20 protein-coding genes are annotated in these 24,439 nt (G+C 72.9%); 12 read left to right on the forward strand and 8 right to left on the reverse strand.

The features are described from left to right. Positions 1-137: 137 nt before the first annotated feature. Positions 138-431, reverse strand: coding sequence for an antibiotic biosynthesis monooxygenase family protein (locus ACGF4F_RS32075; protein ID WP_393083344.1), 294 nt, complete (start codon positions 429-431; stop codon positions 138-140). A gap of 523 nt (positions 432-954) precedes the next feature. Between ACGF4F_RS32075 and ACGF4F_RS32080 the strand changes: the two genes are divergently transcribed. Next, entirely contained in the window at positions 955-1,953 is a 999-nt protein-coding gene (locus tag ACGF4F_RS32080; RefSeq protein ID WP_357446320.1) for a TerC family protein, read from the forward strand. A gap of 64 nt (positions 1,954-2,017) precedes the next feature. Here ACGF4F_RS32080 and ACGF4F_RS32085 read toward each other — a convergent pair whose 3' ends face one another. Further along, positions 2,018-2,935 (reverse strand): NlpC/P60 family protein, encoded by a 918-nt coding sequence (locus tag ACGF4F_RS32085; protein ID WP_393083347.1) that lies wholly within the window; start codon positions 2,933-2,935, stop codon positions 2,018-2,020. 56 nt (positions 2,936-2,991) lie between these two features. Continuing rightward, entirely contained in the window at positions 2,992-4,089 is a 1,098-nt protein-coding gene (locus ACGF4F_RS32090) for a mandelate racemase/muconate lactonizing enzyme family protein (RefSeq protein WP_393083350.1), read from the reverse strand. Between the two features lie 45 nt (positions 4,090-4,134). On the opposite strand from ACGF4F_RS32090, the gene ACGF4F_RS32095 reads away from it, so the two are divergent. Continuing rightward, on the forward strand, positions 4,135-4,932 hold the full coding sequence (locus ACGF4F_RS32095) for a tyrosine-protein phosphatase (protein WP_393083353.1): 798 nt from the start codon (positions 4,135-4,137) through the stop codon (positions 4,930-4,932). Between the two features lie 44 nt (positions 4,933-4,976). Here the strand turns inward: ACGF4F_RS32095 and ACGF4F_RS32100 are convergent, their stop codons facing one another. After that, complete coding sequence (locus ACGF4F_RS32100; protein ID WP_357446307.1) at positions 4,977-5,840, reverse strand: serine hydrolase; 864 nt, start codon at positions 5,838-5,840, stop codon at positions 4,977-4,979. Here ACGF4F_RS32100 and ACGF4F_RS32105 point away from each other — a divergent pair. After that, positions 5,727-6,137, forward strand: a complete 411-nt coding sequence (locus ACGF4F_RS32105) for a class I SAM-dependent methyltransferase (protein WP_393083356.1) — start codon at positions 5,727-5,729, stop codon at positions 6,135-6,137. The two genes, ACGF4F_RS32100 and ACGF4F_RS32105, sit on opposite strands and share 114 nt — an antisense overlap. A 134-nt stretch (positions 6,138-6,271) precedes the next feature. Here the strand turns inward: ACGF4F_RS32105 and typA are convergent, their stop codons facing one another. Beyond that, entirely contained in the window at positions 6,272-8,140 is a 1,869-nt protein-coding gene (gene typA / locus ACGF4F_RS32110) for a translational GTPase TypA (RefSeq protein ID WP_357446301.1), read from the reverse strand. A 131-nt stretch (positions 8,141-8,271) separates the two neighbouring features. Between typA and ACGF4F_RS32115 the strand changes: the two genes are divergently transcribed. From ACGF4F_RS32115 to ACGF4F_RS32125, 3 genes are all read left to right on the forward strand, one after another. Then, the gene (locus ACGF4F_RS32115) at positions 8,272-9,741 is read left to right on the forward strand and encodes a DedA family protein (RefSeq protein WP_393083359.1); all 1,470 of its coding nucleotides are present in this window, start codon (positions 8,272-8,274) and stop codon (positions 9,739-9,741) included. A gap of 175 nt (positions 9,742-9,916) precedes the next feature. Continuing rightward, entirely contained in the window at positions 9,917-11,572 is a 1,656-nt protein-coding gene (locus ACGF4F_RS32120; protein WP_393083362.1) for a CocE/NonD family hydrolase, read from the forward strand. Positions 11,573-11,739: 167 nt separating this feature from the next. Beyond that, positions 11,740-12,642, forward strand: coding sequence for a hypothetical protein (locus ACGF4F_RS32125; RefSeq protein WP_393083365.1), 903 nt, complete (start codon positions 11,740-11,742; stop codon positions 12,640-12,642). A gap of 74 nt (positions 12,643-12,716) precedes the next feature. Here the strand turns inward: ACGF4F_RS32125 and ACGF4F_RS32130 are convergent, their stop codons facing one another. Then, the gene (locus ACGF4F_RS32130; RefSeq protein ID WP_073833810.1) at positions 12,717-12,920 is read right to left on the reverse strand and encodes a cold-shock protein; all 204 of its coding nucleotides are present in this window, start codon (positions 12,918-12,920) and stop codon (positions 12,717-12,719) included. 179 nt (positions 12,921-13,099) lie between these two features. Between ACGF4F_RS32130 and ACGF4F_RS32135 the strand changes: the two genes are divergently transcribed. Further along, positions 13,100-13,774, forward strand: coding sequence for a 50S ribosomal protein L11 methyltransferase (locus ACGF4F_RS32135; protein WP_357447738.1), 675 nt, complete (start codon positions 13,100-13,102; stop codon positions 13,772-13,774). A gap of 100 nt (positions 13,775-13,874) precedes the next feature. Beyond that, positions 13,875-14,498: a DedA family protein gene (locus ACGF4F_RS32140; RefSeq protein WP_393083369.1), complete on the forward strand. Its 624-nt coding sequence runs from the start codon at positions 13,875-13,877 to the stop codon at positions 14,496-14,498. Between the two features lie 63 nt (positions 14,499-14,561). On the opposite strand, the gene ACGF4F_RS32145 is transcribed toward ACGF4F_RS32140, so the two are convergent. Then, positions 14,562-15,215, reverse strand: a complete 654-nt coding sequence (locus ACGF4F_RS32145; protein ID WP_393083372.1) for an MBL fold metallo-hydrolase — start codon at positions 15,213-15,215, stop codon at positions 14,562-14,564. 7 nt (positions 15,216-15,222) lie between these two features. Beyond that, positions 15,223-15,942, reverse strand: a complete 720-nt coding sequence (locus ACGF4F_RS32150; RefSeq protein ID WP_393083374.1) for a maleylpyruvate isomerase family mycothiol-dependent enzyme — start codon at positions 15,940-15,942, stop codon at positions 15,223-15,225. A 368-nt stretch (positions 15,943-16,310) separates the two neighbouring features. Between ACGF4F_RS32150 and rsgA the strand changes: the two genes are divergently transcribed. From rsgA to uvrC, 4 genes are all read left to right on the forward strand, one after another. Then, positions 16,311-17,390 (forward strand): ribosome small subunit-dependent GTPase A, encoded by a 1,080-nt coding sequence (gene rsgA, locus ACGF4F_RS32155; RefSeq protein WP_393083377.1) that lies wholly within the window; start codon positions 16,311-16,313, stop codon positions 17,388-17,390. A 204-nt stretch (positions 17,391-17,594) separates the two neighbouring features. Further along, positions 17,595-20,537, forward strand: coding sequence for an excinuclease ABC subunit UvrA (gene uvrA / locus ACGF4F_RS32160; RefSeq protein WP_357447753.1), 2,943 nt, complete (start codon positions 17,595-17,597; stop codon positions 20,535-20,537). A 195-nt stretch (positions 20,538-20,732) separates the two neighbouring features. Continuing rightward, positions 20,733-21,221 carry a Rieske (2Fe-2S) protein gene (locus ACGF4F_RS32165; RefSeq protein WP_393083381.1) on the forward strand — a complete coding sequence of 163 codons (489 nt, stop codon included), beginning with the start codon at positions 20,733-20,735 and terminating at the stop codon, positions 21,219-21,221. A gap of 86 nt (positions 21,222-21,307) precedes the next feature. Further along, positions 21,308-23,248: an excinuclease ABC subunit UvrC gene (gene uvrC / locus ACGF4F_RS32170; RefSeq protein WP_393083384.1), complete on the forward strand. Its 1,941-nt coding sequence runs from the start codon at positions 21,308-21,310 to the stop codon at positions 23,246-23,248. The last annotated feature ends 1,191 nt before the right edge of the window (positions 23,249-24,439 follow it).

The raw sequence follows: 24,439 nt of genomic DNA on the forward strand, positions 1-24,439 counted from the left end.
AGCAGGGGCGCCCGGAAGTTGATCAATCGGGCGCGGCCGCAGCCGAGCCCGCGCCGCCACCGGGCCCGGCGCCCCCGATGCCCGTCGGGACCGGTGGCCGGCGCGTCCCCCGCAGGCTATGCGAGGGGTATGACAGGTCAGGCCGGCACGTCCACGAAGTGCTCGACCAGCGGCGGGTTCGCGAAGTACGGACCGATCAGCGCTCGCCACTGCGGGAACCGCTCGCTCTGCCGGAAGTTGACGTCGTGCGCCTCGACGGAGTCCCACTCCACCAGCAGCACGAACCGGGACGGCGACTCCACGCCCCGGGTCATCCGCACCGAGCGGCAGCCCTCCGCGCCGCTGAGGAGGGGGTACGCCTGCGCGTAGGCGGCGGCGAAGGCGTCCTCTTGCCCGGGTGTCACGTCGATCAGCGCGACCTCAAGAACCATTCCCGAAGCCTCGCACGCCGGCCGTCGGCCCGTCCGCCCCGGGGGCTGTTCCGGCCGCCACACCATCCACCGGCCGCAGCACCATCCGTCGGGTGCCGCCCGACAGTCGCCTCCATCTCGCCGACCTGGCGGTGTTCCATCGGCCTGGATGCCGCCGTATCGCCGATCCGGCTGCCGACCACGAGCCTTTCACCTCGCCTCCTAGGAAGCGCTGCCGGAGGAGATCCGTCCAACGGCAGAAAGTGATTCCCTCATCAATCCGGGCACCGGGAGATGCGCGGAGCCGCCTTCATGGTGAACAATGGCGCCCGAGGAGGGGAGTATTCCCCCGCAACGGAGTCGTCAGCACGGAAGAGCGCCGGCCCCCCGGTGGCACGACCCGGCTCCGTTGGTCAGCGACCCGGCACCCCCGGTCGGTGGCGGAAGAGACCTCCGACAGTCACCAGAGTCAGCGTCGACGCACCTTGGCCCTTCACGGGGCGTACGGTGTGCCCGACGCTGTGTGTCTGCCGGAGGTTAGATCTTGAACGTGTCCGGATGGGTGTGGGCAGCGACCCTCGTCGCATTGACCGCCGTCCTGCTCGTCGACCTGCTCATCATCGGTCGGCGTCCGCACGAGCCCAGCGTCCGTGAGTCGAGCATCTGGGTCGGCTTCTACGTCGGGCTGGCCCTGCTCTTCGGCGTGGGGCTGTGGCTCGCCGCCGGGCCCAGCGTGGCCGGCCAGTTCTACACCGGGTGGCTCACCGAGTACAGCCTCTCGGTGGACAACCTCTTCGTCTTCGTGATCATCATGGGTCGCTTCGCGGTGCCCCGGCAGTACCAGCAGAAGGTGCTGCTCATCGGCATCCTGCTGGCGCTGGTGATGCGGGGTGGCTTCATCGCCGCTGGCGCCGCCCTGCTCGCCCAGTTCACCTGGGTCTTCTACATCTTCGGCGCGTTCCTGATCTACACGGCGATCAACCTGGCCCGGCAGGGCGAGCCGGACGAGGACGAGTTCAGCGAGAACGTGCTGATCCGGTGGAGCCGCAAGGCGCTGCCGCTGTCCCGGGACTTCGACGGCGCGAAGCTGACCACCCACGAGAAGGGGCGGCGGCTCTTCACCCCGATGCTGATCGTGATGATCGCGATCGGCACCACAGACCTGATCTTCGCGCTCGACTCGATCCCGGCGATCTTCGGCATCACCCAGGAGCCGTACCTGGTCTTCACCGCGAACGTCTTCGCGCTGATGGGGCTCCGGCAGCTCTACTTCCTGCTCGGCGGGCTGCTGGACCGGCTGATCTACCTCAGCTACGGCCTGGCCGTGGTGCTCGGCTTCATCGGGGTCAAGCTGGTGCTGGAGGCCCTCGCCGACAACAACCTGCCGTTCATCAACAACGGCGAGCACGTGGCCTGGGCCCCGCACATCCCGATCTGGCTGTCGCTGGCCGTCATCCTGGGCACCCTGGGGATCGCCACCGCGGCCAGCCTGGTCAAGTCGTCCCGGGACCGGCGCCGCGAGCTGGCCGCGGCGCGACACTGACCGGACCCACACCCGGCGAATGGGGCGCTCCCGCGGTCGGGAGCGCCCCATTCGCGTACGGAGGTCAGACGCGGTGGGCCGCGACCAGGGTGGCCTCCCGGTAATCGGGAAGCCGCTGCTCGATCACCACGCGCTGGATGTAGCAGGCGTGCAGCATCCGCCGGACCGCACCCTGCGGCTCGCTGCTCACGATGCCGATGTGGTGGATCCGGCGGCCGGGCCGGGCGAAGAAGTAGAGGTCGCCGGGGCGCTCCTCGCCAAGCGCCAGAGGGGTGGTCGCCTCGGCCTGGTCGTCGGCGTCCCGGGGCAGCGTCACCCCGTACCGCCGCCAGGCCAGGTGCACCAGACCGGAGCAGTCGATCCCGTGGCTGGAGACCCCGCCCCAGACGTAGACCAGGTCGTGCAGCCGCTCCGCCACGGCGAGCACCTCCTTGGCCTCCGGCCGCTCGGTGGGCAGCGGGACCACATCGGCCTCGGGCACCCAGAGCGGGTCCATCCGGCCGGCTACGTGCACCGGCCGCCATCCGTCCACCGTCCGGCCCGCCGGTGCGAGGCGGGTGCCGAGGACCACGTTGGCCAGGGCCACCGGGCCGTCCGGGGCGGTGCGCAGCGCGGTGAGCGTGGCGTCCACCACCAGCGGGCCCGCCGACGCGTCGGTCTCTGCCGGGGCGGTGAGCTGGGCGGTGGGCAGCCAGCCCGGGTAGCCCCGGGGGTCGAGCTTGGCGGCGGGCTGTTCGAGGGCGATGACCTGCGCCCAACCGTCCGCGCGCAGCTCGGTGACGAGCACCCGCTCGCCGAGCAGCAGCTGGCTCAGCACGCACTCGCCGACCTGCTGGTCGCGGTCCATGCCGGCGACCCAGGCGGCGGTGTCCGGCGTGTCGCCGAGTGCGGCACCGTCGATCGGGCGGACGGCCTCGGGGGCGCTCCATAGGGTCGCGACCGGGACCCGGACGACGGCCTCGCGGCCCGGCTGCAGCTCCACGTCCACTCCCACCTCGCGGTTCTCTCCGGCGACCCTATGAAAAATTTCACCAGCCATCAACTGCGGGCGTGCACATTGACTTCACGTACGGCCGAGATGCCGAGGCCGGGCTCGTCGGGCAGCAGGACGCTGGCGCCGTCGTACCGGATTCCGCCGCCCACCGGCGACCAGGCGAGCCACCAGGCGGCGTCGAGGTCGGAGACGGCCGTGGTGCCGTAGGCGGCGACCAGGCTGGCCGCGGCGCCCACGCCCACCGGGCTCTCCATCATCGAGCCGACGATGGTGCCCATCCCGTGCGCGGCGGCCAGGTCGAGCAGCGTCCGCGCGGTGTGCAGGCCGCCGCATTTGGCCAGCTTGACGTTGACCATGTCGGCCGCCCGCCGGCGGATCACCTCGACCAGGTCGCGGACGTCGAAGACCGACTCGTCGGCGAGGATCGGCAGGTTCACCCGGTCGCTGACCCAGGCCAGCCCGTCCAGGTCCCGCCGGTGGACCGGCTGCTCGACCAGTTCGACGTCCAGCCCGGCGTCCTCGATGCCCCGGATGACCCGGACCGCCTCGCGCGGGGTCCAACCCTGGTTGGCGTCCAGCCGGATGCGTACGTCGGGGCCGACCGCCGCGCGGACCGCGCGGACCCGGTCCAGGTCGCCCCGGGCGTCGGTGCCGACCTTCAGCTTGAGCACGGTGAACCCCTCGGCCCGGCGCTGCTTCGCGGCGGCGGCCAGGTCCACGGCGTCGCCGGCGGCCAGCGTGACGTCCGTCGGGACCCGCAGGTTGGTGCCGCCGAGCAGCCGCACCAGCGGTACGCCGAGCCGCCGCGCGGCCAGGTCGTGCAGGGCGACGTCGACGGCCGCCTTTGCGGACTCGTTGCCGACCACCGTCCGGCGCACCTCGGCGCAGCGGGCCTGGAGGTCGTCGGCGTCCCGTCCGGTCAGCGTGGGGGCGAGGAGGTCCCGGACGCACGCCTCGGCGCCGGCGATCGACGCCCCGGTGACCTGCCAGACCTGCGGGGCCTCGCCGAACCCGGACCGCCCGTCGCTGTCGACGACCTCGACGACCAGGGTGTCCACCGTGGTCGTGCGGCGCAGCGCGGTGACGAACGGGGTGTGCAAGGGGGCGGAGAGCCGGTGGGTGCGTACCGCGGCGATCGTCATGTGCGGCACCCTATACGGAGGTTTGCCGGCGACTGGGGAGGGCCGATGGCGGAACGGGACTGGGCACTGGTGGGCGCACCGAACGCGCGTGACCTCGGCGGTCTGCCGGCATCCGACGGGCGGCGGGTCCGCCCGGGTCGGCTGATCCGCACCGCCGCGCTGGGCCGGCTCACCGACGAGGACCTGCCGGTGCTGGGCAAGCTGGCGCCCGCCTGCGTGGTGGACCTGCGGCACGCCAGCGAGCAGGAGGTCGCCCCGCCGGACCGCCTGGCCGGTGAGCCGCGGGTGGTGCACCTGCCGGTCTACGACCCGGCCCACCCCGTCTTCACGTACGTCTCGGCGGTGCTGCTCGGCCACGACCTGAGCGCGTACGAGCAGCTGGCCCGGGAGGGTATGCCGGCGGCGATGGCGGCGATCTACCGGTGGTTCGTCACCGGGGAGTCCGCCCGCGCCGGGTTCGGGGCGGCGGTGCGGCTCGCGGCCGAGGGGGCGAACCTGCCGCTGCTGTTCCACTGCTCGGCCGGCAAGGACCGGACCGGCTGGCTGTCGGTGGTGCTGCTGACCGCGCTCGGGGTGGACGAGGCGGCGATCCGGGCCGACTACCTGCGGCACAACGAGTTGACCGAGAGCTTGCGCGAGGTGCTGCTGACGGCGATGACCCGGGGTCAGTCGAATCTGGACCCGGCGAGCGCGCGCCCGCTGCTGGAGGTGCGGCCGGAATACCTGGATGCCGCGTACGACGAGGTCCGGCGGGTGCACGGCTCGTTCGGGGCGTACCTGCGCGACGGGTTGGGGGTGACCGACGAGACGGTCGCCACGCTGCGCGCGCACCTGCTGGAGTGAGCCCGGGCCGCCGGCCCGCCCGTCGACGGGCCGGCGGGGTGCGGTCAGTCGGCCAGGTCGTGTCGGGACGCCCAGACCTGCGCGGAGACGTGCGCGATCAGGCGGCAGGCGTCGTCGTCCTCCTCGCCGCTCGGGCCGCCGTCGGCCAGGTCGGTGGTGGTGCAGACGACGATCACGTACGGCGGCGCGTCGGCCGGGAAGACCACTCCGGCGCCGTGCCGGATGCCGTGCACCCAGCCGTTCTTGTGCGCGATCCGGGTTCCCGCGGGCAGCCCGGCGGCGAGGTCCTCGCGGTGTTCCTGGGCGAACAGGACGTCCAGCATGGACGCGCAGCCGGCCGGGGAGGCCAGCGGGCCGGGCTCCCGGGCGCCGCGGGCCAGCCCGCCGAGCAGGGCGGCGAGGTCGGCCGCGGTGACCAGGTTGTCGATGCCCGCCTCCCGGGCGGCGGAGTCCTCGATGCCGCGGCCGGTGACGCTGTGCCGCGCCCCGCTCAGCGCCCACGCCTCGGCCACCGCCGGCAGTCCCACCGCGCCGATGACGATGTTGGTGGCCAGGTTGCTGGACCGGACGATCATGCGTTCGGCGAGCCAGCGCAGCGACGCGGTGCCGCCGACCCGGTCCCAGACCGCATCGTCGTTGTCGTAGTCCCGGGCGTTGGCGAACCGGGGTGCGCCCGGCAGGGCGGAGTCGAAGGCGTTGTGCACCGGCACCGGCGCGTCCAGGTCCAGCCGGCCGGCCTCGGCGGCGCGGTGCAGCGCCACCAGCACCCCGATCTTCATGGTGCTGGCCGCGTAGTGGGTGGCGTCGGGCAGGCGGGTCCAGGTGGGTGGGGCACCCAGCCGCCCCACGTACGCGGAGATGGTGCCGGGCGCCTTGTCGAGGTACGAGTCGAGATCCTCCCAGGTCATGCCGGTGACCGTAGCCGATCACCGGCGGGGCTGCGGCCCGCCCGACGGCTGGGCTGGCAGCCGGTCGGGGTCGACCTCTCAGGCGGGCAGCTGCGGTACGCCCGTACCCGGCTGGCGGTGGTCCGGGGCGACGCGGCCCGGCTTCCGGTCGCCGACGCGAGCGTCTGTGCCGTCACCTGCGTACTCGGGCACACCGACCTGCCCGCCTACCCGGCGGTGGTCGCGGAGGCCGCCCGGGTGCTCGCCCCCGGCGGGCGCTTCGTCCACCTCGGCGTGCACCCCTGTGACCCGCGTTGATCATGAGGTTGGCGGCGATTTTTCGCTGCCGGACTGCCGCCAACTCCATGATCGACGCCTGGGTGGGGCAGGGGTGGGGGGAACGGCGGAGCCCGGGCCGCTGGGGGCGGTCCGGGCTCCGGGGTGGGCTGGGGTCAGCCGGCGTGCTTGCGGCGGGCGGCCATCCGGCCGCGCTGGGTCTGGTCGAGGATCACCTTGCGGATGCGGACCGCGGCCGGGGTCACCTCGACGCACTCGTCCTCGCGGCAGAACTCGAGGGCCTGCTCCAGCGACAGCTTGCGCGGCGGGATCAGCTTCTCGGTCTCCTCGGAGGTCGAGGAGCGCATGTTGGTGAGCTTCTTCTCCTTGGTGATGTTCACGTCCATGTCGTCGGAGCGGGAGTTCTCCCCGACGATCATGCCCTCGTACACCTCGGTGCCGGGCTCGACGAAGAGTTGGCCGCGCTCCTGCAGGTTGGTCATGGCGAACGCGGTGACCGCGCCCGAGCGGTCGGCGACGAGCGAGCCGGTGGCCCGGGTCCGCAGCTCGCCGAACCACGGCTCGTACGACTCGAAGACGTGGTGCAGGATGCCGGTGCCGCGGGTCTCGGTGAGGAACTCGGTGCGGAAGCCGATCAGGCCCCGGGCCGGGACCAGCCACTCCATCCGGATCCAGCCGGTGCCGTGGTTGACCAGCTGCTCCATCCGGCCCTTGCGGGTGGCCAGCAGCTGGGTGATCGCGCCGAGGTACTCGTCGGGGGCGTCGATGGTCAGCCGCTCGACCGGCTCGCAGGTCTTCCCGTCGATCTCCCGGGTGACCACCTGCGGCTTGCCGACGGTCAGCTCGTACTGCTCGCGGCGCATCTGCTCGACGAGGATCGCCAGCGCCAGCTCGCCGCGGCCCTGCACCTCCCAGGCGTCGGGACGCTCGGTGGGCAGCACCCGCAGCGAGACGTTGCCGATCAGCTCCTTGTCGAGGCGGTCCTTGACCATCCGGGCGGTGACCTTGGCGCCCTTGACCCGGCCGACCAGCGGCGAGGTGTTGGTGCCGATGGTCATCGAGATGGCCGGCTCGTCGACGGTGATCAGCGGCAGCGGGACCGGGTTCTCCGCGTCGGCCAGGGTCTCGCCGATCATGATCTCCGGGATGCCGGCGACCGCGATGATGTCGCCGGGGCCGGCGGTCTCCGCCGGCTTGCGCTCCAGGCCCTCGGTCATCAGCAGCTCGGAGATGCGGACCCGCTGGGTGCTGCCGTCGGTGCGGCACCAGGCCACGGTCTGGCCCTTGCTGATGGTGCCCTGCCGGACCCGGCACAGCGCCAGCCGGCCCAGGAACGGCGAGGCGTCGAGGTTGGTGACGTGCGCCTGCAGCGGCGCGTCCTCCTCGTACGCCGGCGGCGGGATGGTGTCCAGTAGGGTGCGGAACAGCGGCTCGAGGTTGTGGCTGTCGTCCGGCACCGCGCCGTCGGCCGGCTGGGTCAGCGAGGCGATGCCGTCGCGGGCGCAGGCGTAGACGATCGGGAAGTCGATCTGCTCCTCGTCGGCGTCCAGGTCGAGGAAGAGCTCGTAGGTGTCGTCCACGACCTCCTTGATCCGGGCGTCGGGCCGGTCCACCTTGTTGATCACCAGGATGATCGGCAGGCGGGCCTTGAGGGCCTTGCGGAGCACGAACCGGGTCTGCGGCAGGGGGCCCTCGCTGGCGTCGACCAGCAGCACAACCCCGTCGACCATGGTCAGGCCGCGCTCGACCTCACCGCCGAAGTCTGCGTGGCCCGGGGTGTCGATGATGTTGATGGTGACCGGGTCGGACCCGTCCGCCGGCAGGTAGTGCACGCCGGTGTTCTTGGCCAGGATGGTGATGCCCTTTTCCCGCTCGAGGTCCATCGAGTCCATGACCCGTTCGGTGACCTCACCGCGGGCGCCGTAGGCGCCGGCCTGCCGCAACATGGCGTCGACCAGGGTTGTCTTGCCGTGGTCGACGTGGGCGATGATGGCGACGTTGCGGAGGTCGGTGCGAAGCTGCATACCCTCCATACTCCTGTCTGCGGTTGCCGGGGCGCGTGTCGGGGTCACCCCGAGATCGCCCGGATCTGTGCCGAAACTGCTGTCCCGACCGTTCCAGTGACTGGCATGCTGGTCCTCGTGCGGGGGACCGGATGCCTGACCTGCTGACGTGGCTGCAGGACCTGCCGGCCCCGCTGATCTACCTGGTCGCCGCGATGATCGTCGCGGGCGAGACCGCGGTGATCTTCGGACTGCTGGTGCCGGGCGAGGCGACCCTGCTGCTGGTCGGCTTCCTAGCGTACGCGGGGACGCTACGGCTCGTCCCGACGCTGTTGGCCATGACAGCCGCCGCCGTGATCGGTGACACACTCGCCTTCCGGGCCGGCCGCCGGTACGGGCCCCGGCTGCGCGCCTCCGGCCTCGGTGCCCGGATCGGCGCCGACCGGTGGCAGCGGGCCGACTCGCTGCTCGACCGGCTCGGCGGTCGCGGTGTGCTGGCCGCCCGCTGGGTGGCCTTCGCCCGTACCCTGGCGCCCCGGCTGGCCGGCGCGGCGGGCCTGCCGTACCGGCGGTTCGCGCCGTGGAACCTGGCCGGGGTGGTGAGCTGGGTCGGCGCGTCCGTGCTGGCCGGGTACGCCGCCGGCGAGTCGTACGCGCAGGTGTCCCGGCTGCTCGGCCGGGCCACCGGGGCGGTGCTGGTGCTGCTGCTCTGCCTGGTCGGGGTGGTGCTGGCCGGTCGCTGGCTCGGCCGCAACCCGGACCCGGCCCGGGCCCTGGCCGCCCGGGCGGCCGCCGTGCCCCCGCTGCGCTGGCTGCGCGCCCGGTACGGGGTGCTGTTCTTCCTGGTCGCCATGCGGATCGGGCCGGCCTGGACGCTGCTGCTCAACCTCGCTGCCGGCCTGCTGTTGCTCTTCACCGCCGGGCTGGCCGTCGCCGCGGTGCTGGAGGCGGTGGTCCGGCACAGCGGGCTCGGGGTGGTCGACGGCCTCATCGCGGAGTGGTTCGCCGCCCGGCGTACCCCCGGGGTGGCCGACGCGGCGCTGGCCGCCGTCTCGGTGCTGCGCGGGTCGTCCCTGATCGCCGCGGTGGCGGTCGTCGCGGCGGTGCTGGCCTGGCGGAGCCGCCCCTGGCGGGCCGACCTGCTCAGCGTGGTCGGCACGGTGGGGGCGTTCGTGCCGCTGGTCGTGCTGGCCGTGGTCGCCGACCTGACCGGCCCGGGCGGCCCTGGCGACACGCCGGTGCTCCTGCCCACCCAGATCACGGTGGTGACGGCGAGCTTCGGCACGCTGGCCTGGCTGCTGTCCCGCGGGGCGCGCTGGCCGGTCGCCGTGGCGGTGTGGACGGGTGCCGTGGCCGGGGTGTTCGCCGTCGGCGGCGCCCGGCTCTACCTGGGCTGGAGTACGGCCAGCGGCACCGCCACGTCCGTCCTGCTCGGCGCCGCCTGGACCACGGTGTTCATGGTCGCCTGGGCCACCCGGGACCGGGCCGTCGGCGTGGCCGTTCCGCCGTCCACAGCGGACCCTGACGGCCCGGCGGAGTGGCTGGGCGCGGGACCCCCGCCTCGGCCGCGCCCGTCCGGGGCGGCGTCGCACGCCCCCCGGGGCCCCGCCGATCCTGGTTAGGGTGCGGCGGACGACCACGAGGAGGACTGATGCGTCGAGGCACCGGCCGGTTGGCCACGTCGTTGATGACCTCGAGGCGGGAGCACCGGGACCCCGTCCGCGCGGCCCGGGGCGAACCGGCCCGACGGGCGGCGGGCGCCGACCCGGCCGCTGCGGGATCGCCCGCGGACTGAACATGGACTGGCTGCTCACCCGGCTCGCCGCCGCCGCGCTGCGGCTGCCCGCCGCCCGGACGCGGCGGGTCGCGGTGCGGCGGGACATCCCGGTCCGGGTGCGGGACGGGGTCACGCTGCGCACCGATCACTACGCCCCGGATCTGCCGGGCGCGCCCACCGTGCTCATCCGGACCCCGTACGGGCGCGGTGGGCCGATCCGGCTGCTGGGCCGGCTCGTCGCCGAGCGCGGCTACCACGTGGTGATCCAGTCCTGCCGGGGTACCTACGGCTCCGGTGGTGCGTTCGTCCCGCTGGTGCACGAGCGCGACGACGGTCTGGACACCCTCGACTGGCTGCGCCGGCAGCGCTGGTGGTCCGGGTCGTTCGGCACGTTCGGTGCCAGCTACCAGGGCTTCGTGCAGTGGGCGCTCGCCGCCGAGGCGGCCGACGAGCTGCGCGCGATGGTCACGGTGGTGACCGCCTCGGCCACCCGGGACTCGACGTACGCGGGGGAGTCGTTCGCCCTGGACACCGTGCTCACCTGGGCGGAGCTGCTGCAGGCGCAGACCGTGCCGTGGTTGGCCCGGCAGTGGGAGCTCCGGCGGGGGCAGCCCCGGTTGGTCCGCGCGCTGGCCCACCTGCCGCTGGCCGAGGCGGATCACATCGCCACCGGGGTGACCGTGCCGTTCTTCCAGGAGTGGTTGCGCCACCACACACCGGACGCCGACTACTGGCGGCTGCGGGTCTTCGGCGACCGGATCGCCGAGGTGCGGGCGCCGGTGGCGATGATCAGCGGCTGGCACGACATCTTCCTCCCCGCCCAGCTCGACGACTACGCCCGGCTCCGGTCGGCCGGGGTCCGGCCCCGGCTGACCGTCGGCCCGTGGACCCATGGCAGCCCGGGGCTCCTGGTGGCGGCCCTCAGGGAGGGACTGGACTGGCTCGACGCGCACCTGGCCGGCCGCCCGGCGGTCCGGCGCGCACCGGTGCGGGTGCACGTCGGGGGCGTCGGCGGCGGCTGGCGGGACCTGCCCGACTGGCCCCCGCCGGCCGTGCCGTCCCGGTGGCACCTGCACGCCGGCCGGGCCCTCGACCCGGCCGCGCCGGCGTCGTCCCCGCCCGACCGGATCTGGTACGACCCGGCCGACCCCACCCCGTCGCTCGGTGGCCCGCTGCTGGTCGCCCAGCGGGCCGGCGCCGTGGACAACCGGCCGGTGGAGGCCCGACCCGACGTGCTGACCTACACCAGCGAGCCGCTGGACGGCCCGGTTCAGGTGATCGGCCCGGTCCACGCCGAGATCCACGTCCGCAGTGAACTCTCCTACCTGGACGTCTTCGTACGCCTCTGCGATGTGGACCATCGCGGTCGGTCCTGGAACGTCTGCGACGGTCTGGTCCGGGTGGCGCCGGGGCGTTTCCCGGTCGATCCGTCCGGCGTGGTCCGGGTGCCGGTCACCCTCTGGCCGACGGCGTACCGCTTCGCGCCGGGGCACCGGCTGCGCGTGCAGGTGTCCGGCGGTGCGCACCCGCGCTACGCGCGCAACCCCGGCACCGGGGAACCGCTGGGCACAGCCGTCACCCTCCGTGCTGGATGGCGGGAGGTGCTGCATGACCCCGCGCACCCGTCCGCCCTGGTGCTGCCGCAGGCCACGGCGGCGCCCGCAGCCCCTTCATAGTTGCAGATAGTGCCTCTGAGCTGGGCAATTGCCTGTCGGCGTGGATATTCTCGGGTCAGTTGCCCGGCGCCGTGCACCGTACCGACCGGGTGCGTCCCCGGATCGTCCGCATCACGCGGAGTGATTGTCGTGCCCGGCCGGCTGACGATCCACAAGGGGGGAATCCGATGACGCGGGCCCCGAACAACCTGTTAGCCGTCCGCAGTTTGCTGCTCACCTATCTCAACGTCGACAAGAAGGCCGTGCGGCCGGAGGATCTCGAACCCGGCGAGGTCGGCATCGTCGGCGACACCAACCACCGGGGCGGATACCACTGCGGCTCCGACCGGGTCGTGAAGAACGACTACTCCGTGGTGGAGTCCACCCGGGACTCCTCCGGCCTGACCCTCGACGCGTCCGCCCTGGACGTCGGGATGTTCACGGTCCGCTCCGGCGGCCGAACCCACAACCTGCGCACCTTCTCCGCCTGGTGCGTCGCGCAGTGCGTCGCCAACACGACGGACACCCGGGACATCAGAGAGATCATCTACTCGCCGGACGGCAAGGTGGTGAAGCGGTGGGACCGGCTGCGGAAGCGCACCACCGGCGACTCCAGCCACCTGACCCACACCCATTTCAGCTTCTTCCGCGACTCCACCAAGGCGGGCCGGGACCAGACCCCGCTGTTCCGCCGCTACCTGACCGGCATCGGACTTCTGGAGGACCCCATGGCCCAGTTCACCGACGCGCACGCCGCTGTCCTCAACCAGCTCGCGGCGGTGCTGCCCACCCTGGTCAGCCAGTCCGGGTACACCGACGGGCGGATGGAGGCCATCGCCAACGGCCGCACCAAGATACGGAGCGACCTGAAGGGGGCCGGCGGGCCCGTGTGGCTCGTCGACCAGGTGAACGGCATCCGCGCCGACCTCGCCACGGTCGCCGGCCGACCGCCGGTCGACGTGCCGGCGTTGGCCGCCGCGCTCGCGCCGCTGCTGCTGGCGCAGCTCACCCCGGAGGCGATCGCCGCCGCGTTGTCGCCGGAAATCGCCCGGCAGGTCGCCGACGAGCTGTCCCGGCGGTTGGCCGCCTGACCGGCCGGCGCGCCCGATCGGGGATGCGCTTCGGCGGCGGTCGGGCGCGCCCGACCGCCGCCGCCGGCACGAAACTACATCGGGTGGACGTTGTCCGCCTGCGGGCCCTTCTGCCCCTGGGTCACCTCGAACTCGACCTTCTGACCCTCCTGCAGCTCGCGGTAGCCGCTGCTCTGGATGGCCGAGTAGTGGACGAACACGTCCGGACCCCCGCCGTCCTGCTCGATGAAGCCGAAGCCCTTTTCCGAGTTGAACCACTTGACCGTGCCGGTTGCCATGCGTCTCTCCCTGTTCAAAGCGGGTGAGCACCGGCCGCGGCCGATGATCGCCCTAGTACCTTCCCGACAGTAACTGGCCGAACCGGGATCTGCTGGCGGAAGTGCCGGCGTGCCTCGCGAATACGCGTCGAGCGGAAAAATCCCTCCGAGCGGAGTCAGCACCCGGCATGCTTGGCCCGATGAGGGCACAGACCGCGCTGGCCGACCTGGAACGGGAGATCGCCGCGCCCGGCGGCGGCCTGGACCGGCTCCAGCTGGTCGCCACGCCGTTCGTGCCCGAGGTACGGCTGCACGTCGCCGAGGACGCCATCCTCTGGTGGGCCCGGATGGAGGCGGCCGCCGGACAGCCGCTGCCGCCCCCGTACTGGGCCTCGGTCTGGGCCGGCGGCCAGGCGCTGGCCCGCCACCTGCTCGACCATCCCGAGCTGGCCGCCGGCCGGCGGGTGCTCGACCTGGCCGCCGGGTCCGGGCTGGTGGCCATCGCCGCCGCGCTCGCCGGGGCGGCGCGGGTGGTCGCCAACGACGTCGACCCGTACGCGGTCGCCGCCGTCACGGTCAACGCCCGGGCCAACCGGGTGGCCGTGGCCGCCACCGCCGGCGACCTGCTGGACGGCACCGTCCGCACCGACCTGCTGCTGGCCGGGGACATCCTCTACGACGCCGCGCTGGCCGAGCGGGTGCTGCCGTTCCTGCAGCGGGCCGCCGACCGGGGTGTCCAGGTGCTGGTCGGCGACCCCGACCGGGGACACCTGCCGCCGGACCGGCTGGAGGTGGTCGCCAGCTACCCGGTGCCGACCACCGAGCCCTCGGTCGACTCCCCGGTACGCCGGGTGCAGGTGCTGCGTCCCCGATGACCGGTGCGGGCCGGTTCGGGGCGACCCCGAGCCGAAATCAGGGGAGGGTGGGGGATCCGGCCGGATGTGCGCCCCTAGCGGGGGCCATAGCGTACGCGGCATGACGGATCTGCTGGCCCAGGTCGGGGAGCTGCCCACCACCCTGCTGATGGGGATGCTGGGCATGGTCATGCTCGCCGACGCCGTACCCCTGATCGGGGTGCTGGTGCCCGGCGACGCCGCGGTGCTCGCCGCGGTCGGCGCGGGCCGGCCGGCGACCGGGCTGGCCACCCTGGCGGCGGTGGTGGCCGGCTGCCTCGCCGGCTGGTCGCTGAGCTTCCTGGCCGGGCGGCGCTGGGGCGAGCGGCTGCGCCGCAGCCGGCTGGGTGACTGGATCGGTGAGTCGCGCTGGGTGGCCGCCGAGGCGCTCCTGCACCGCGGCGGCGGCCGGATGGTGCTGGTCGCCCCGTTCCTGCCGGTGTTCAACGCGCTGCTGCCGCTGGCCGCCGGCGGACTGCGGATGCCGTACCGGAGGTTCGTGGCCTGCGCGGCGCTCGGCGCGACGCTCTGGGCCGGCGCCTACGTGGCGCTGGGCATCACCGCCCGGGCGCTGACCGGGCTGCTGCCCGGGGTGCCGAACCCGACGGTGCTCACCATGGCGGTCGGCCTGCTGCTCGCCGCTCCGGTGCTGCTCGGCACCCGGCGCCGGCTCCGCGCGGTGACCGGCGCGGGCGCGGCGTCCTGAGTGGGCCGGCCGGAAACCTGACGCCGTCGGCGCCGACCCGCCGGGCCGGCGCCGACGGGCGGCTCACCAGCCGCGGGCCCGCCACTGCGGCAGGGCAGGGCGCTCGGCGCCCAGCGTGCTGTCCGTGCCGTGCCCCGGGTAGAACCAGGTCTCGTCCGGCAGCCGGTCGAACAGCTTGTGCTCGACGTCGTCGATGAGCTGCCCGAACCGCTCCGGGTCCCGGTCCGTGTTGCCGACGCCGCCCGGGAAGAGGCTGTCGCCGGTGAACAGGTGCGGGATGCCGGACGGGTCGCGGTAGAGCAGCGCGATCGAGCCCGGGGTGTGGCCCTTGAGGTGGATCACCTGCAGGCCGCAGCCACCGACCGCGACGGTGTCGCCCTCGCGGAGCGGCTCGGCGGGGATCGGCAGCCCCTCGGCGTCGTCGGCGTGCACCAGCGGGCGGGCCCCGGTCTTGGCGACCACCTCCTCCAGGGCCACCCAGTGGTCCATGTGCCGGTGCGTGGTGACCACCGCGGTGAGCCCGCCGTCGCCGACCAGGTCGAGCAGGCGCGGCGCCTCGTTCGCGGCGTCGATCAGCAGCTGCTCGCCGGTGTCCCGGCAGCGCAGCAGGTAGGCGTTGTTGTCCATCGGACCCACCGACACCTTGGTGATGGTGAGCCGGTCGAGCTCGCGGACGGCCGGCTCGCCGCCGGGCGTGACGTCTCCGGTGTAGGTCATGGGACAGCTATATCCATTCCGGTGGGTTCGGCAGGGGACCGTCGGGGGTGACGGTGAGCACCTCGCCCGCGGTGCGGCCGATCAGCCAGGCGGCGAGGTCCGGCGCGGCGCCGGAGACCGTGGGCGCGCCGGCCGGGTCGCCGATGCCCAACTCGTGGCAGCCGCTGCCGGAGAAGCGCAGCACCATCGCGGGTGCGGCGGCCCGGTCGGCCAGGTCGGTGGCGACCTCGTGCAGCAGCCGGTGGCTGAACGCCTCCGGCCAGTCCGCGGGCCGGTAGCCGGCGGCCAGATCCACGTGGTGCACCTCCACCTCGCGCAGCCGGCCCCAGACCAGCAGGGCGGCCACCCGGGGGCCGCGCGGTGTCCGCACCGTCGCGGTCCACGCCTCAGGCGGCATGGCGGCGACCGCCGCCGCGAACCGGTCCGCGGACCGGCGCAGGTCCTCCAGGTGGGCCGCCGGCGGCCGGACGGCGCCGGCCTCGATGTCGGCGACCCGGGCCGCCGGGCTGGCGTACATCGGGACGGCCTCGCCGGTGCGGGCGGCGGTGAGCAGGTTGACGAAGCCGTCGGCGTTGCGGGCCAGGTGGGTCAGCACATGCCCGCGGGTCCAGCGCGGCAGCAGCGAGGCGGCGGCGACGTCCGCGGCGTCGAAGGCGGCCACGGTACGCAGCAACCGGGCGGTGGCGTCGGCCACCTCGCCGGTCAACAGCAGCGGATCGATGCTCACGGCGCCACCTCGGTTCGCTCCCCGGCGGCGCGAGGCGCCCTGCCACAGAGCCTCATGGTTCGCTCGCTGCGCTCGCTCACGAACCGACCCTAACGGTCGGGCGCCGCCGCGTCGTCGGGGAAATCGCTTTCGGCGCGTCGGCCCGCGCCCTTACCGTCTGCCCGACGGCTTCAGGTCGCGGCGCGGCGTTAGACCAGCCTTCATTCGGTCCGGAGCGCCGCCTGGCGGCGCGCAGGCCGAATTACGGGCGCCGGCCGAGCTGAAGTCGTCGCAGAACGCGGCACCGGGAGTCGGGACGGAGGTGGTGAGCATGCCGGTCCTAGCACGCGTGTTCCGCCATGAACCCCCTCGACACCGATGAGGACACCATGACACTCGATCTGACCGCTCTCGGCTGGGACGCCGACTGGGCGGCACACGTACGACGGCGCACCGACCACCGTCCGGGCCGGGTGGCCCGGGTCGACCGGGGGATCTGCACCGTGCTCTGCGCGGAGGGCCCGGTTCGGGCCAGCCTGGGCGGCGCGGTGCTGGCCGCCGCCGCCCGCGACCTGACCGCACTGCCCTGCGCCGGTGACTGGGTGCTGCTGGCCACCTGGCCGGACGGGCCGGTGACCGTCGAGACGGTGCTGCCCCGCCGCACCGCGCTGGTCCGCCGTACCGCCGGCAAGGACGCCAGCGGCCAGGTGCTCGCCGCCAACCTGGACGCCGCCGCGGTGGTCGAACCGGTGCACCCCGAGCCGGACACCGCGCGGATCGAGCGGCTGCTCTCCCTGGCCCACGAGTCCGGGGCCGAGCCGCTGCTCGTACTCACCAAGACGGACCTGGCCGCCGACCCGGCGGCGGTCGCCCGGCAGCTCGAAGCCGTCGCACCCGGGGTGCCGGTGCTGCCGGTCAGCGCCGAACGCGGCGCCGGGCTGGGCCCGCTGCGCCGGTACGTCGCGCCGGGGCGGACGCTCGGGCTGCTCGGGCCCTCCGGCGCGGGCAAGTCGAGCCTGGTCAACGCGCTCGCCGGGGCGGACGTGATGCGGACCCAGGCGATCCGCCGGGTGGACGGCAAGGGCCGGCACACCACCACCTGGCGGGCGCTGGCGCCGATCCCCGGCGGGGGCGCGGTGCTGGACACCCCGGGCGTCCGGGCGGTCGGCCTGCTGGACGGCTCGGCCGGGCTGGACCGGGCCTTCGCGGACATCGCCGAGCTCGCCGCCGGCTGCCGCTACGCCGACTGCGCACACGAGGCCGAGCCGGCCTGCGCGGTGCGGGCGGCGCTGGAGAGCGGCGAGCTGTCCGTCCGGCGCTGGGAGAGCTGGCGCCGGCTCCAGCGGGAGGTGGCGTACGAGAGCCGGCGCCGGCAGACCCGGCTGGCCGCCGAGCGGCGGGGAAGCTGGCGGGGCGAGCGGCGGCGCACGGCGCGCCCGGCGTCGCCGCCGTCGCCCGGCGGATACTGAGTCGAGCACCGGTCGCGCCGGCCCGTCGGAGCCGGCGCGACCGGGCCGACCTGGGGGAATGTGCGCACGACGAAAGTTGTCGTACCTCGGGGCTAGAGTTGCTCGGGCGTCTTCCCTGCGCCTCGACAACCTCGAAAAACCGCTCAGACCACGCTCCGAGCGGACAGATCCGCCTCACATTCTTTCTCCGGGAGCACACGCACCGTGGCCGACCGACTGATCATCCGTGGCGCGCGCGAGCACAACCTCCGTGACGTCAGTCTCGACCTGCCCCGGGACGCCCTGATCGTCTTCACCGGCCTCTCCGGGTCGGGCAAGTCGAGCCTGGCGTTCGACACCATCTTCGCCGAGGGCCAGCGCCGCTACGTCGAGTCACTGTCGTCGTACGCCCGGCAGTTCCTCGGCCAGATGGACAAGCCCGACGTCGACTTCATCGAGGGGCTCAGCCCCGCGGTCTCCATCGACCAGAAGTCCACCTCACGCAACCCACGTTCCACCGTCGGCACCATCACCGAGGTCTACGACTACCTCCGCCTGCTGTTCGCCCGCATCGGCGAGCCGCACTGCCCGATCTGCGGCGAGCGGATCTCCCGGCAGACCCCGCAGCAGATCGTCGACCGGGTGCTCGGCATGGCCGAGGGCACCCGGTTCATGGTGCTCGCCCCAGTGGTGCGCGGCCGCAAGGGCGAGTACGTCGACCTCTTCGCCGAGCTCCAGGCCAAGGGCTACGCCCGGGCCCGGGTCGACGGCGTGGTGCACCCGCTGACCGAGCCGCCCAAGCTCAAGAAGCAGGAGAAGCACACCATCGAGGTGGTCATCGACCGGCTCAGCGTCAAGGCCAGCGCCAAGCAGCGGCTGACCGACTCGGTCGAGGCGGCGCTCGGCCTCTCCGGCGGCCTCGTGCTGCTCGACTTCGTCGACCTGCCCGAGGACGACCCGGCCCGGGAGCGCCGCTACTCCGAGCACCTGGCCTGCCCCAACGACCACCCGCTCGCGATCGAGGACCTAGAGCCCCGGGTCTTCTCCTTCAACGCCCCGTACGGCGCCTGTCCCGAGTGCACCGGTCTCGGCACCAAGAAGGAGGTCGACCCGGAGCTGGTGATCCCCGACCCGGAGCGCACCCTGCGCGAGGGCGCGATCCAGCCCTGGTCGACCGGGCACAACCTGGAATACTTCCTCCGCCTGCTGGAGGCCCTCGGCGAGGCCGAGCACTTCGACATCGACACGCCGTGGCGGGCGCTGCCGTCCCGGGCGCAGAAGACGATCCTGCACGGCGCCGACGACCAGGTGCACGTCCGCTACCGCAACAAGTACGGCCGCGAGCGCTCCTACTACACCGGCTTCGAAGGCGTGGTGCAGTGGATCGAGCGCCGGCACACCGACACCGACTCGGAGTGGTCGCGGGAGAAGTACGAGGGCTACATGCGGGACGTGCCCTGCGCGGCCTGCGGGGGCGCCCGGCTCAAGCCGGAGGTGCTCGCGGTCACCCTGGCCGGCAAGAGCATCGCCGAGGTCTGCAACCTCTCCGTCGGCGAGGCGGCCGACCTGCTGGCCGGCATCGAGCTCACCGACCGGCAGAAGATGATCGCCGAGCGGGTGCTCAAGGAGATCAACGCCCGGCTGAAGTTCCTGCTCGACGTCGGGCTGGACTACCTCTCCCTGGACCGCCCGGCGGGCACCCTCTCCGGCGGTGAGGCGCAGCGCATCCGGCTCGCCACCCAGATCGGGTCCGGCCTGGTCGGCGTCCTCTACGTGCTGGACGAGCCGTCCATCGGCCTGCACCAGCGGGACAACCACCGGCTGATCGAGACCCTGCTGCGGCTGCGCGGGCTGGGCAACACGCTGATCGTGGTGGAGCACGACGAGGACACCATCCGGGTCGCCGACTGGATCGTCGACATCGGCCCGGGCGCCGGCGAGCACGGCGGCAAGATCGTGCACAGCGGGTCGGTGCCGGCGCTGCTGGAAAACGCGGAGTCGGTCACCGGGGCGTACCTGTCCGGGCGGAAGGTGATCCCGACGCCGGGCCACCGCCGGCCGCAGACCCCCGGTCGCGAGCTGGTGGTGCACGGGGCGCGCGAGCACAATCTGCGCAACCTCACGGTGAACTTCCCGCTCGGCCAGCTCATCGCGGTCACCGGGGTCAGCGGCTCGGGCAAGTCCACGCTGGTCAACGACATCCTGTACGCGGTCCTGGCCAACCAGATCAACGGCGCCCGGCTGGTCCCCGGCCGGCACACCCGGATCAGCGGCCTGGAGCACGTGGACAAGGTGGTGGGCGTCGACCAGTCGCCGATCGGGCGTACGCCGCGGTCCAACCCGGCCACCTACACCGGCGTCTGGGACCACATCCGCAAGCTGTTCGCCGAGACCACCGAGGCCAAGGTCCGGGGGTACGGGCCGGGCCGGTTCTCGTTCAACGTCAAGGGCGGCCGCTGCGAGGCGTGCTCCGGCGACGGCACGATCAAGATCGAGATGAACTTCCTCCCGGACGTCTACGTCCCCTGCGAGGTGTGCAAGGGCGCCCGGTACAACCGGGAGACTCTCGAGGTGCACTACAAGGGCAAGACGGTCGCCGAGGTGCTGGACATGCCGATCGAGGAGGCGGCCGAGTTCTTCTCCGCCATCCCGGCCATCCACCGGCACCTCAGGACCCTGGTCGACGTGGGTCTCGGGTACGTCCGGCTGGGCCAGCCCGCCCCGACGCTCTCCGGCGGTGAGGCGCAGCGCGTCAAGCTCGCCTCGGAACTGCAGAAGCGCTCCACCGGCCGGACCGTCTACGTGCTGGACGAGCCCACCACCGGCCTGCACTTCGAGGACATCCGCAAGCTGCTGATGGTGCTGGAGGGTCTGGTCGACAAGGGCAACACCGTGATCACCATCGAGCACAACCTCGACGTGATCAAGACGGCCGACTGGATCATCGACATGGGCCCCGAGGGCGGTCACCGGGGCGGCACGGTGCTCGCCACCGGCACGCCTGAGGAGGTCGCCGAGGTGCCGGAGAGCCACACCGGCCAGTTCCTGCGTCCGATGCTCAAGCTCGACGGCGAGGCCAAGGGCGCCACGGCGGCCACCACCCGGGCGGCGCGGGCCAACGGCACCGCCAGGTCACGTGCCCGTAAGGTGCCAGCCGGCGCCCGCTGAGCCGAGCGCTGCGGCGGCCCGGCGCACCCGCCGGCCCGCCGCATGGCCCGTCCGCGCAGTCGGGTGGAGCCGGGGCGTTCTGGGTTTCGGTACCCATTTCGTGACGCGCTCGTATGAACCGCGCGGCACAGTCATCCGTGTCCAGAAATGGACACGAATCATGATGGGTGGCGGCAGTCGAGAGAGAGGCCGGACATGAGTGACGATCAGGTGGGAACCGAGCCGGGTACGCAGACGCGCCGGGCCCTGCTGGCGGGTGCCGGCGCGGTCGGTGCGGCAGTGGTGTTCGCCGCCTGCGGCGAAAACGAGGGCTCGGGTTCGGGGACCCCGGCGCCGACCAGCGGCGGCCCGGGTGCGACCGGCGCCGGCGACGCCGGGGGCGGTAACCGGGACAGCATCGGTCCGCTGACCCGGACCACCGACATCCCGGTCGGCGGCGGCGCGGTGTTCGCCAGCAAGGGCGTCGTGATCACCCAGCCGGAGCCGGGCAAGTTCAAGGGCTTCGACCCGATCTGCACGCACCAGGGCTGCCCGGTGTCGAACGTCGACGGCGGCACCATCAACTGCACCTGCCACAACAGCAGGTTCTCGATCGTGGACGGATCGGTGAAGCAGGGCCCGGCCACCCGGCCCCTGGCCCCGAAGAACATCAAGGTCACCGGCGACCAGATCACCCTCGCCTGAGTGCTCGGTGGCGTCCCCCGCCCGCGGTCCGGGTGGGGGACGCGTGGCGGCGGTGGGGTGTCGGGGGTGCGGACTAGGCTTGCGGCGTGGCTGACCCCTCGACCTATCGTCCCGCACCCGGCACCATTCCGGAGTCGCCAGGGGTCTACCGCTTTCGTGACGGCACCGGCCGGGTGATCTACGTCGGCAAGGCACGAAGCCTGCGCAGCCGGCTCAACTCCTACTTCGCCGACCCGGTCAACCTGCACCAGCGCACCCGGCAGATGGTCTTCACCGCCGAGTCGGTGGACTGGATCACCGTCGCCACCGAGGTCGAGGCGCTCCAGCAGGAATACACCTGGATCAAGCAGTACGACCCGAGGTTCAACGTCCGCTACCGCGACGACAAGTCGTACCCGTACCTGGCGGTGACCCTGGACGAGCAGTATCCGCGGCTGCAGGTGATGCGCGGTGCCAAGCGCAAGGGGGTCCGCTACTTCGGGCCGTACTCGCACGCCTGGGCGATCCGCGAGACGTTGGACCTGCTGCTCCGGGTCTTCCCGGCGCGGACCTGCTCCTCCGGCGTGTTCAAGCGGGCCGGCCAGGTCGGCCGCCCCTGCCTGCTGGGCTACATCGGCAAGTGCTCTGCGCCCTGCGTCGGCAGCGTCACCGCCGAGCGGCACCGGGAGATCGTCAACGGCTTCTGCGACTTCATGGCCGGCCGCACCGACACCATGGTCCGGCGGCTGGAACGGGAGATGCAGGAGGCCAGCGAGGAGCTCGAGTTCGAGCGGGCCGCCCGGCTGCGTGACGACCTGGCTGCGCTGCGCCGGGCGATGGAGAAGCAGACGGTGGTGCTTGGCGACGGCACCGACGCCGACGTGGTGGCCTTCGCCGACGACCCGCTCGAGGCCGCGGTTCAGGTCTTCCACATCCGCGACGGCCGGGTACGCGGCCAGCGCGGCTGGGTGGTGGAGAAGACCGAAGACCTGAGCACCGGCGATTTGGTGCACCACTTCTGCACCCAGGTCTACGGCGGCGAGCAGGGCGAGGCGGACGTCCCCCGCGAGCTGCTGGTCCCGGAGCTGCCCAGCGACGTGGACGCGCTCGCCGACTGGCTCTCCACGCGCCGGGGCAGCCGGGTGTCGTTGCGGGTCCCACAGCGAGGCGACAAGCGGTCGCTGCTGGAGACCGTGGAACGCAACGCCAAGGACGCGCTCGCCCGGCACAAGCTCAAGCGGGCCGGCGACCTGACCACCCGCAGCAAGGCCCTCGACGAGATCGCCGAGACGCTCGGCATGCGGACATCGCCGCTGCGCATCGAGTGCTTCGACGTCTCGCAGATCCAGGGCACCGACGTGGTCGCCAGCATGGTCGTTTTCGAGGACGGGCTGCCCCGCAAGAGCGAGTACCGGCGGTTCATCATCCGGGGTGCCAGCGACGACCTCTCCGCGATGTCCGAGGTGCTTCGCCGGCGTTTCGCCCGCTACCTCGACGCGCGCGCCGAGACCGGGGAGATCGGCGAGGAGACCGCCGGCGATCCGGACCGGCCCGGCATCGATCCCACCACCGGGCGTCCGCGCCGGTTCGCGTACCCGCCTCAACTGGTCGTGGTGGACGGCGGCGCGCCACAGGTGGCCGCGGCCGCGCAGGCGCTCGCCGAGCTGGGCATCGACGACGTGGCGCTCTGCGGACTGGCCAAGCGGCTGGAGGAGGTCTGGCTGCCCGACGACGAGTTCCCGGTCATCCTCCCGCGCACCTCGGAGGCGCTCTACCTGCTGCAACGTGTCCGTGACGAGGCGCACCGGTTCGCCATCACCTTCCACCGGCAGCGGCGCTCGAAACGGATGACTGAGTCGGCGCTCGACAACATCCCAGGCCTGGGCGAGGTACGCCGGAAGGCCCTCCTGCGCCACTTCGGCTCGCTCAAGCGCCTCTCCGCCGCCACGGTCGAAGAGATCACCGAGGTGCCCGGGGTGGGGAAGCGGACGGCGGAGGCGATCCTGGCCGCCCTCGACGAAGGCGCCAAGCCGACTCCCACCCCCTGACTCGCCCCAGCCCGCCGCGTCCCAGGTCTTTGGAGAATCGGTGCCGCGCCGGTCAGCGCTGAGTCAGCGCGAGGCCCTGCCGAGCCTTTCCGCGCGCACCGGCCGCCCCTGACCGGGGTTTGGGCCCTCTCGCGGTGCCTCTTGGCGGCTTTGCCCTCCGCCCGAGCGGAAGTCTCCAAGGTCCGGGTCGCGCGCGTGCTGCCCGAACCTGCGCATGTGCCCGGTCTGGCCGTCACGAGGGTGTGCGGGCGACGACGTGCGGGACGTCACCATCGCCCCGCCTGCCATCGAAGTGGTTTGACGGAACGTGACGGCCGGCTGATTCGGCCTTGAGCACGCACGGTAACCGGGAGGCGTTCTTGACGACTACGCATGCCAGCCATCGGAGAGGGGGCTGAGCAGGTGTTTCCCCCGCCGCCTTCGCAAAGGGGGATTGTCCCCGTCCTCGCTTTGCTCTGCAGCCAGATACGCAGCTGCCACGTTCGGTGAGTGTTGCGTATGTGGCTGCAGAGCAAAGCAGGGTGCGGATGGGTCTGGCCCACGGCGGGATGTGATATTGGGTGAGGATCGACCCGTGCGTGTGGCCCTGGGCTGTTCGTGCCGGGGGTCGGTGGACGTCCGTTCGGTCCGGCCTGTGCGGGATGGGCTGTCTGGGTTGGGGTCGGGCTGGACGTGGTGTCCGGTTCGGGCGTGGGTGTCCGGTGGCGGGGGTGGGCTCGGTGGAATCAGGCTAGGGCCGGGGGCGTTGTACATGGCTGACCGCGCCGGATCTGCGACCCCCTGAGGGTGGCCCCGGCTGCGGCGGAATGGTCGGCCGCCGGCCGTGGTTACATCCCCGGCCGCGCAGCAGATCCCCTCCGGATCCGCCAGCCGGTCCCCGGGAAGCCGGGTGGAATGATCCCCGGTCCCCGGTCGTTACATCCCCGGGCCGTCGAGCAGGCCGCGAGGCCTCGGCCAGGCCCCCGGGAAGCTGGGTGGAATGATCCCCGACCCCCGGTCGTTACACCCGGGACACCCCGTGCAGGCCCCCAGGGCCGCCGGGCAGATTCCCCCTTCTGACTTTTCCTTTCACGCGGCGCCCGCGCACCCCCCTTTCGCGTGTGTGTGCCGTTCCCCCGACCGAAAGGCTTGTGATCATCATGCGTACCAACACCATCCTGCGTAAGACCCTGCTGACCACTGCCGGCATCG

The sequence above is a fragment of the Micromonospora sp. NPDC047740 genome (genome assembly GCF_043204735.1).
Lineage (GTDB): Bacteria > Actinomycetota > Actinomycetes > Mycobacteriales > Micromonosporaceae > Micromonospora.

What these genes read in the sequence shown, in the direction of transcription:
- ACGF4F_RS32075 (WP_393083344.1), bottom strand. Translation starts at nt 431, where the DNA reads ATGGTTCTTGAGGTCGCGCTGATCGACGTGACACCCGGGCAAGAGGAC.
- ACGF4F_RS32090 (WP_393083350.1), bottom strand. Translation starts at nt 4,089, where the DNA reads ATGACGATCGCCGCGGTACGCACCCACCGGCTCTCCGCCCCCTTGCAC.
- ACGF4F_RS32095 (WP_393083353.1), top strand. Translation starts at nt 4,135, where the DNA reads ATGGCGGAACGGGACTGGGCACTGGTGGGCGCACCGAACGCGCGTGAC.
- ACGF4F_RS32100 (WP_357446307.1), bottom strand. Translation starts at nt 5,840, where the DNA reads ATGACCTGGGAGGATCTCGACTCGTACCTCGACAAGGCGCCCGGCACC.
- typA (WP_357446301.1), bottom strand. Translation starts at nt 8,140, where the DNA reads ATGCAGCTTCGCACCGACCTCCGCAACGTCGCCATCATCGCCCACGTC.
- ACGF4F_RS32115 (WP_393083359.1), top strand. Translation starts at nt 8,272, where the DNA reads ATGCCTGACCTGCTGACGTGGCTGCAGGACCTGCCGGCCCCGCTGATC.
- ACGF4F_RS32120 (WP_393083362.1), top strand. Translation starts at nt 9,917, where the DNA reads ATGGACTGGCTGCTCACCCGGCTCGCCGCCGCCGCGCTGCGGCTGCCC.
- ACGF4F_RS32125 (WP_393083365.1), top strand. Translation starts at nt 11,740, where the DNA reads ATGACGCGGGCCCCGAACAACCTGTTAGCCGTCCGCAGTTTGCTGCTC.
- ACGF4F_RS32130 (WP_073833810.1), bottom strand. Translation starts at nt 12,920, where the DNA reads ATGGCAACCGGCACGGTCAAGTGGTTCAACTCGGAAAAGGGCTTCGGC.
- ACGF4F_RS32135 (WP_357447738.1), top strand. Translation starts at nt 13,100, where the DNA reads ATGAGGGCACAGACCGCGCTGGCCGACCTGGAACGGGAGATCGCCGCG.
- ACGF4F_RS32140 (WP_393083369.1), top strand. Translation starts at nt 13,875, where the DNA reads ATGACGGATCTGCTGGCCCAGGTCGGGGAGCTGCCCACCACCCTGCTG.
- ACGF4F_RS32145 (WP_393083372.1), bottom strand. Translation starts at nt 15,215, where the DNA reads ATGACCTACACCGGAGACGTCACGCCCGGCGGCGAGCCGGCCGTCCGC.
- rsgA (WP_393083377.1), top strand. Translation starts at nt 16,311, where the DNA reads ATGACACTCGATCTGACCGCTCTCGGCTGGGACGCCGACTGGGCGGCA.
- ACGF4F_RS32165 (WP_393083381.1), top strand. Translation starts at nt 20,733, where the DNA reads ATGAGTGACGATCAGGTGGGAACCGAGCCGGGTACGCAGACGCGCCGG.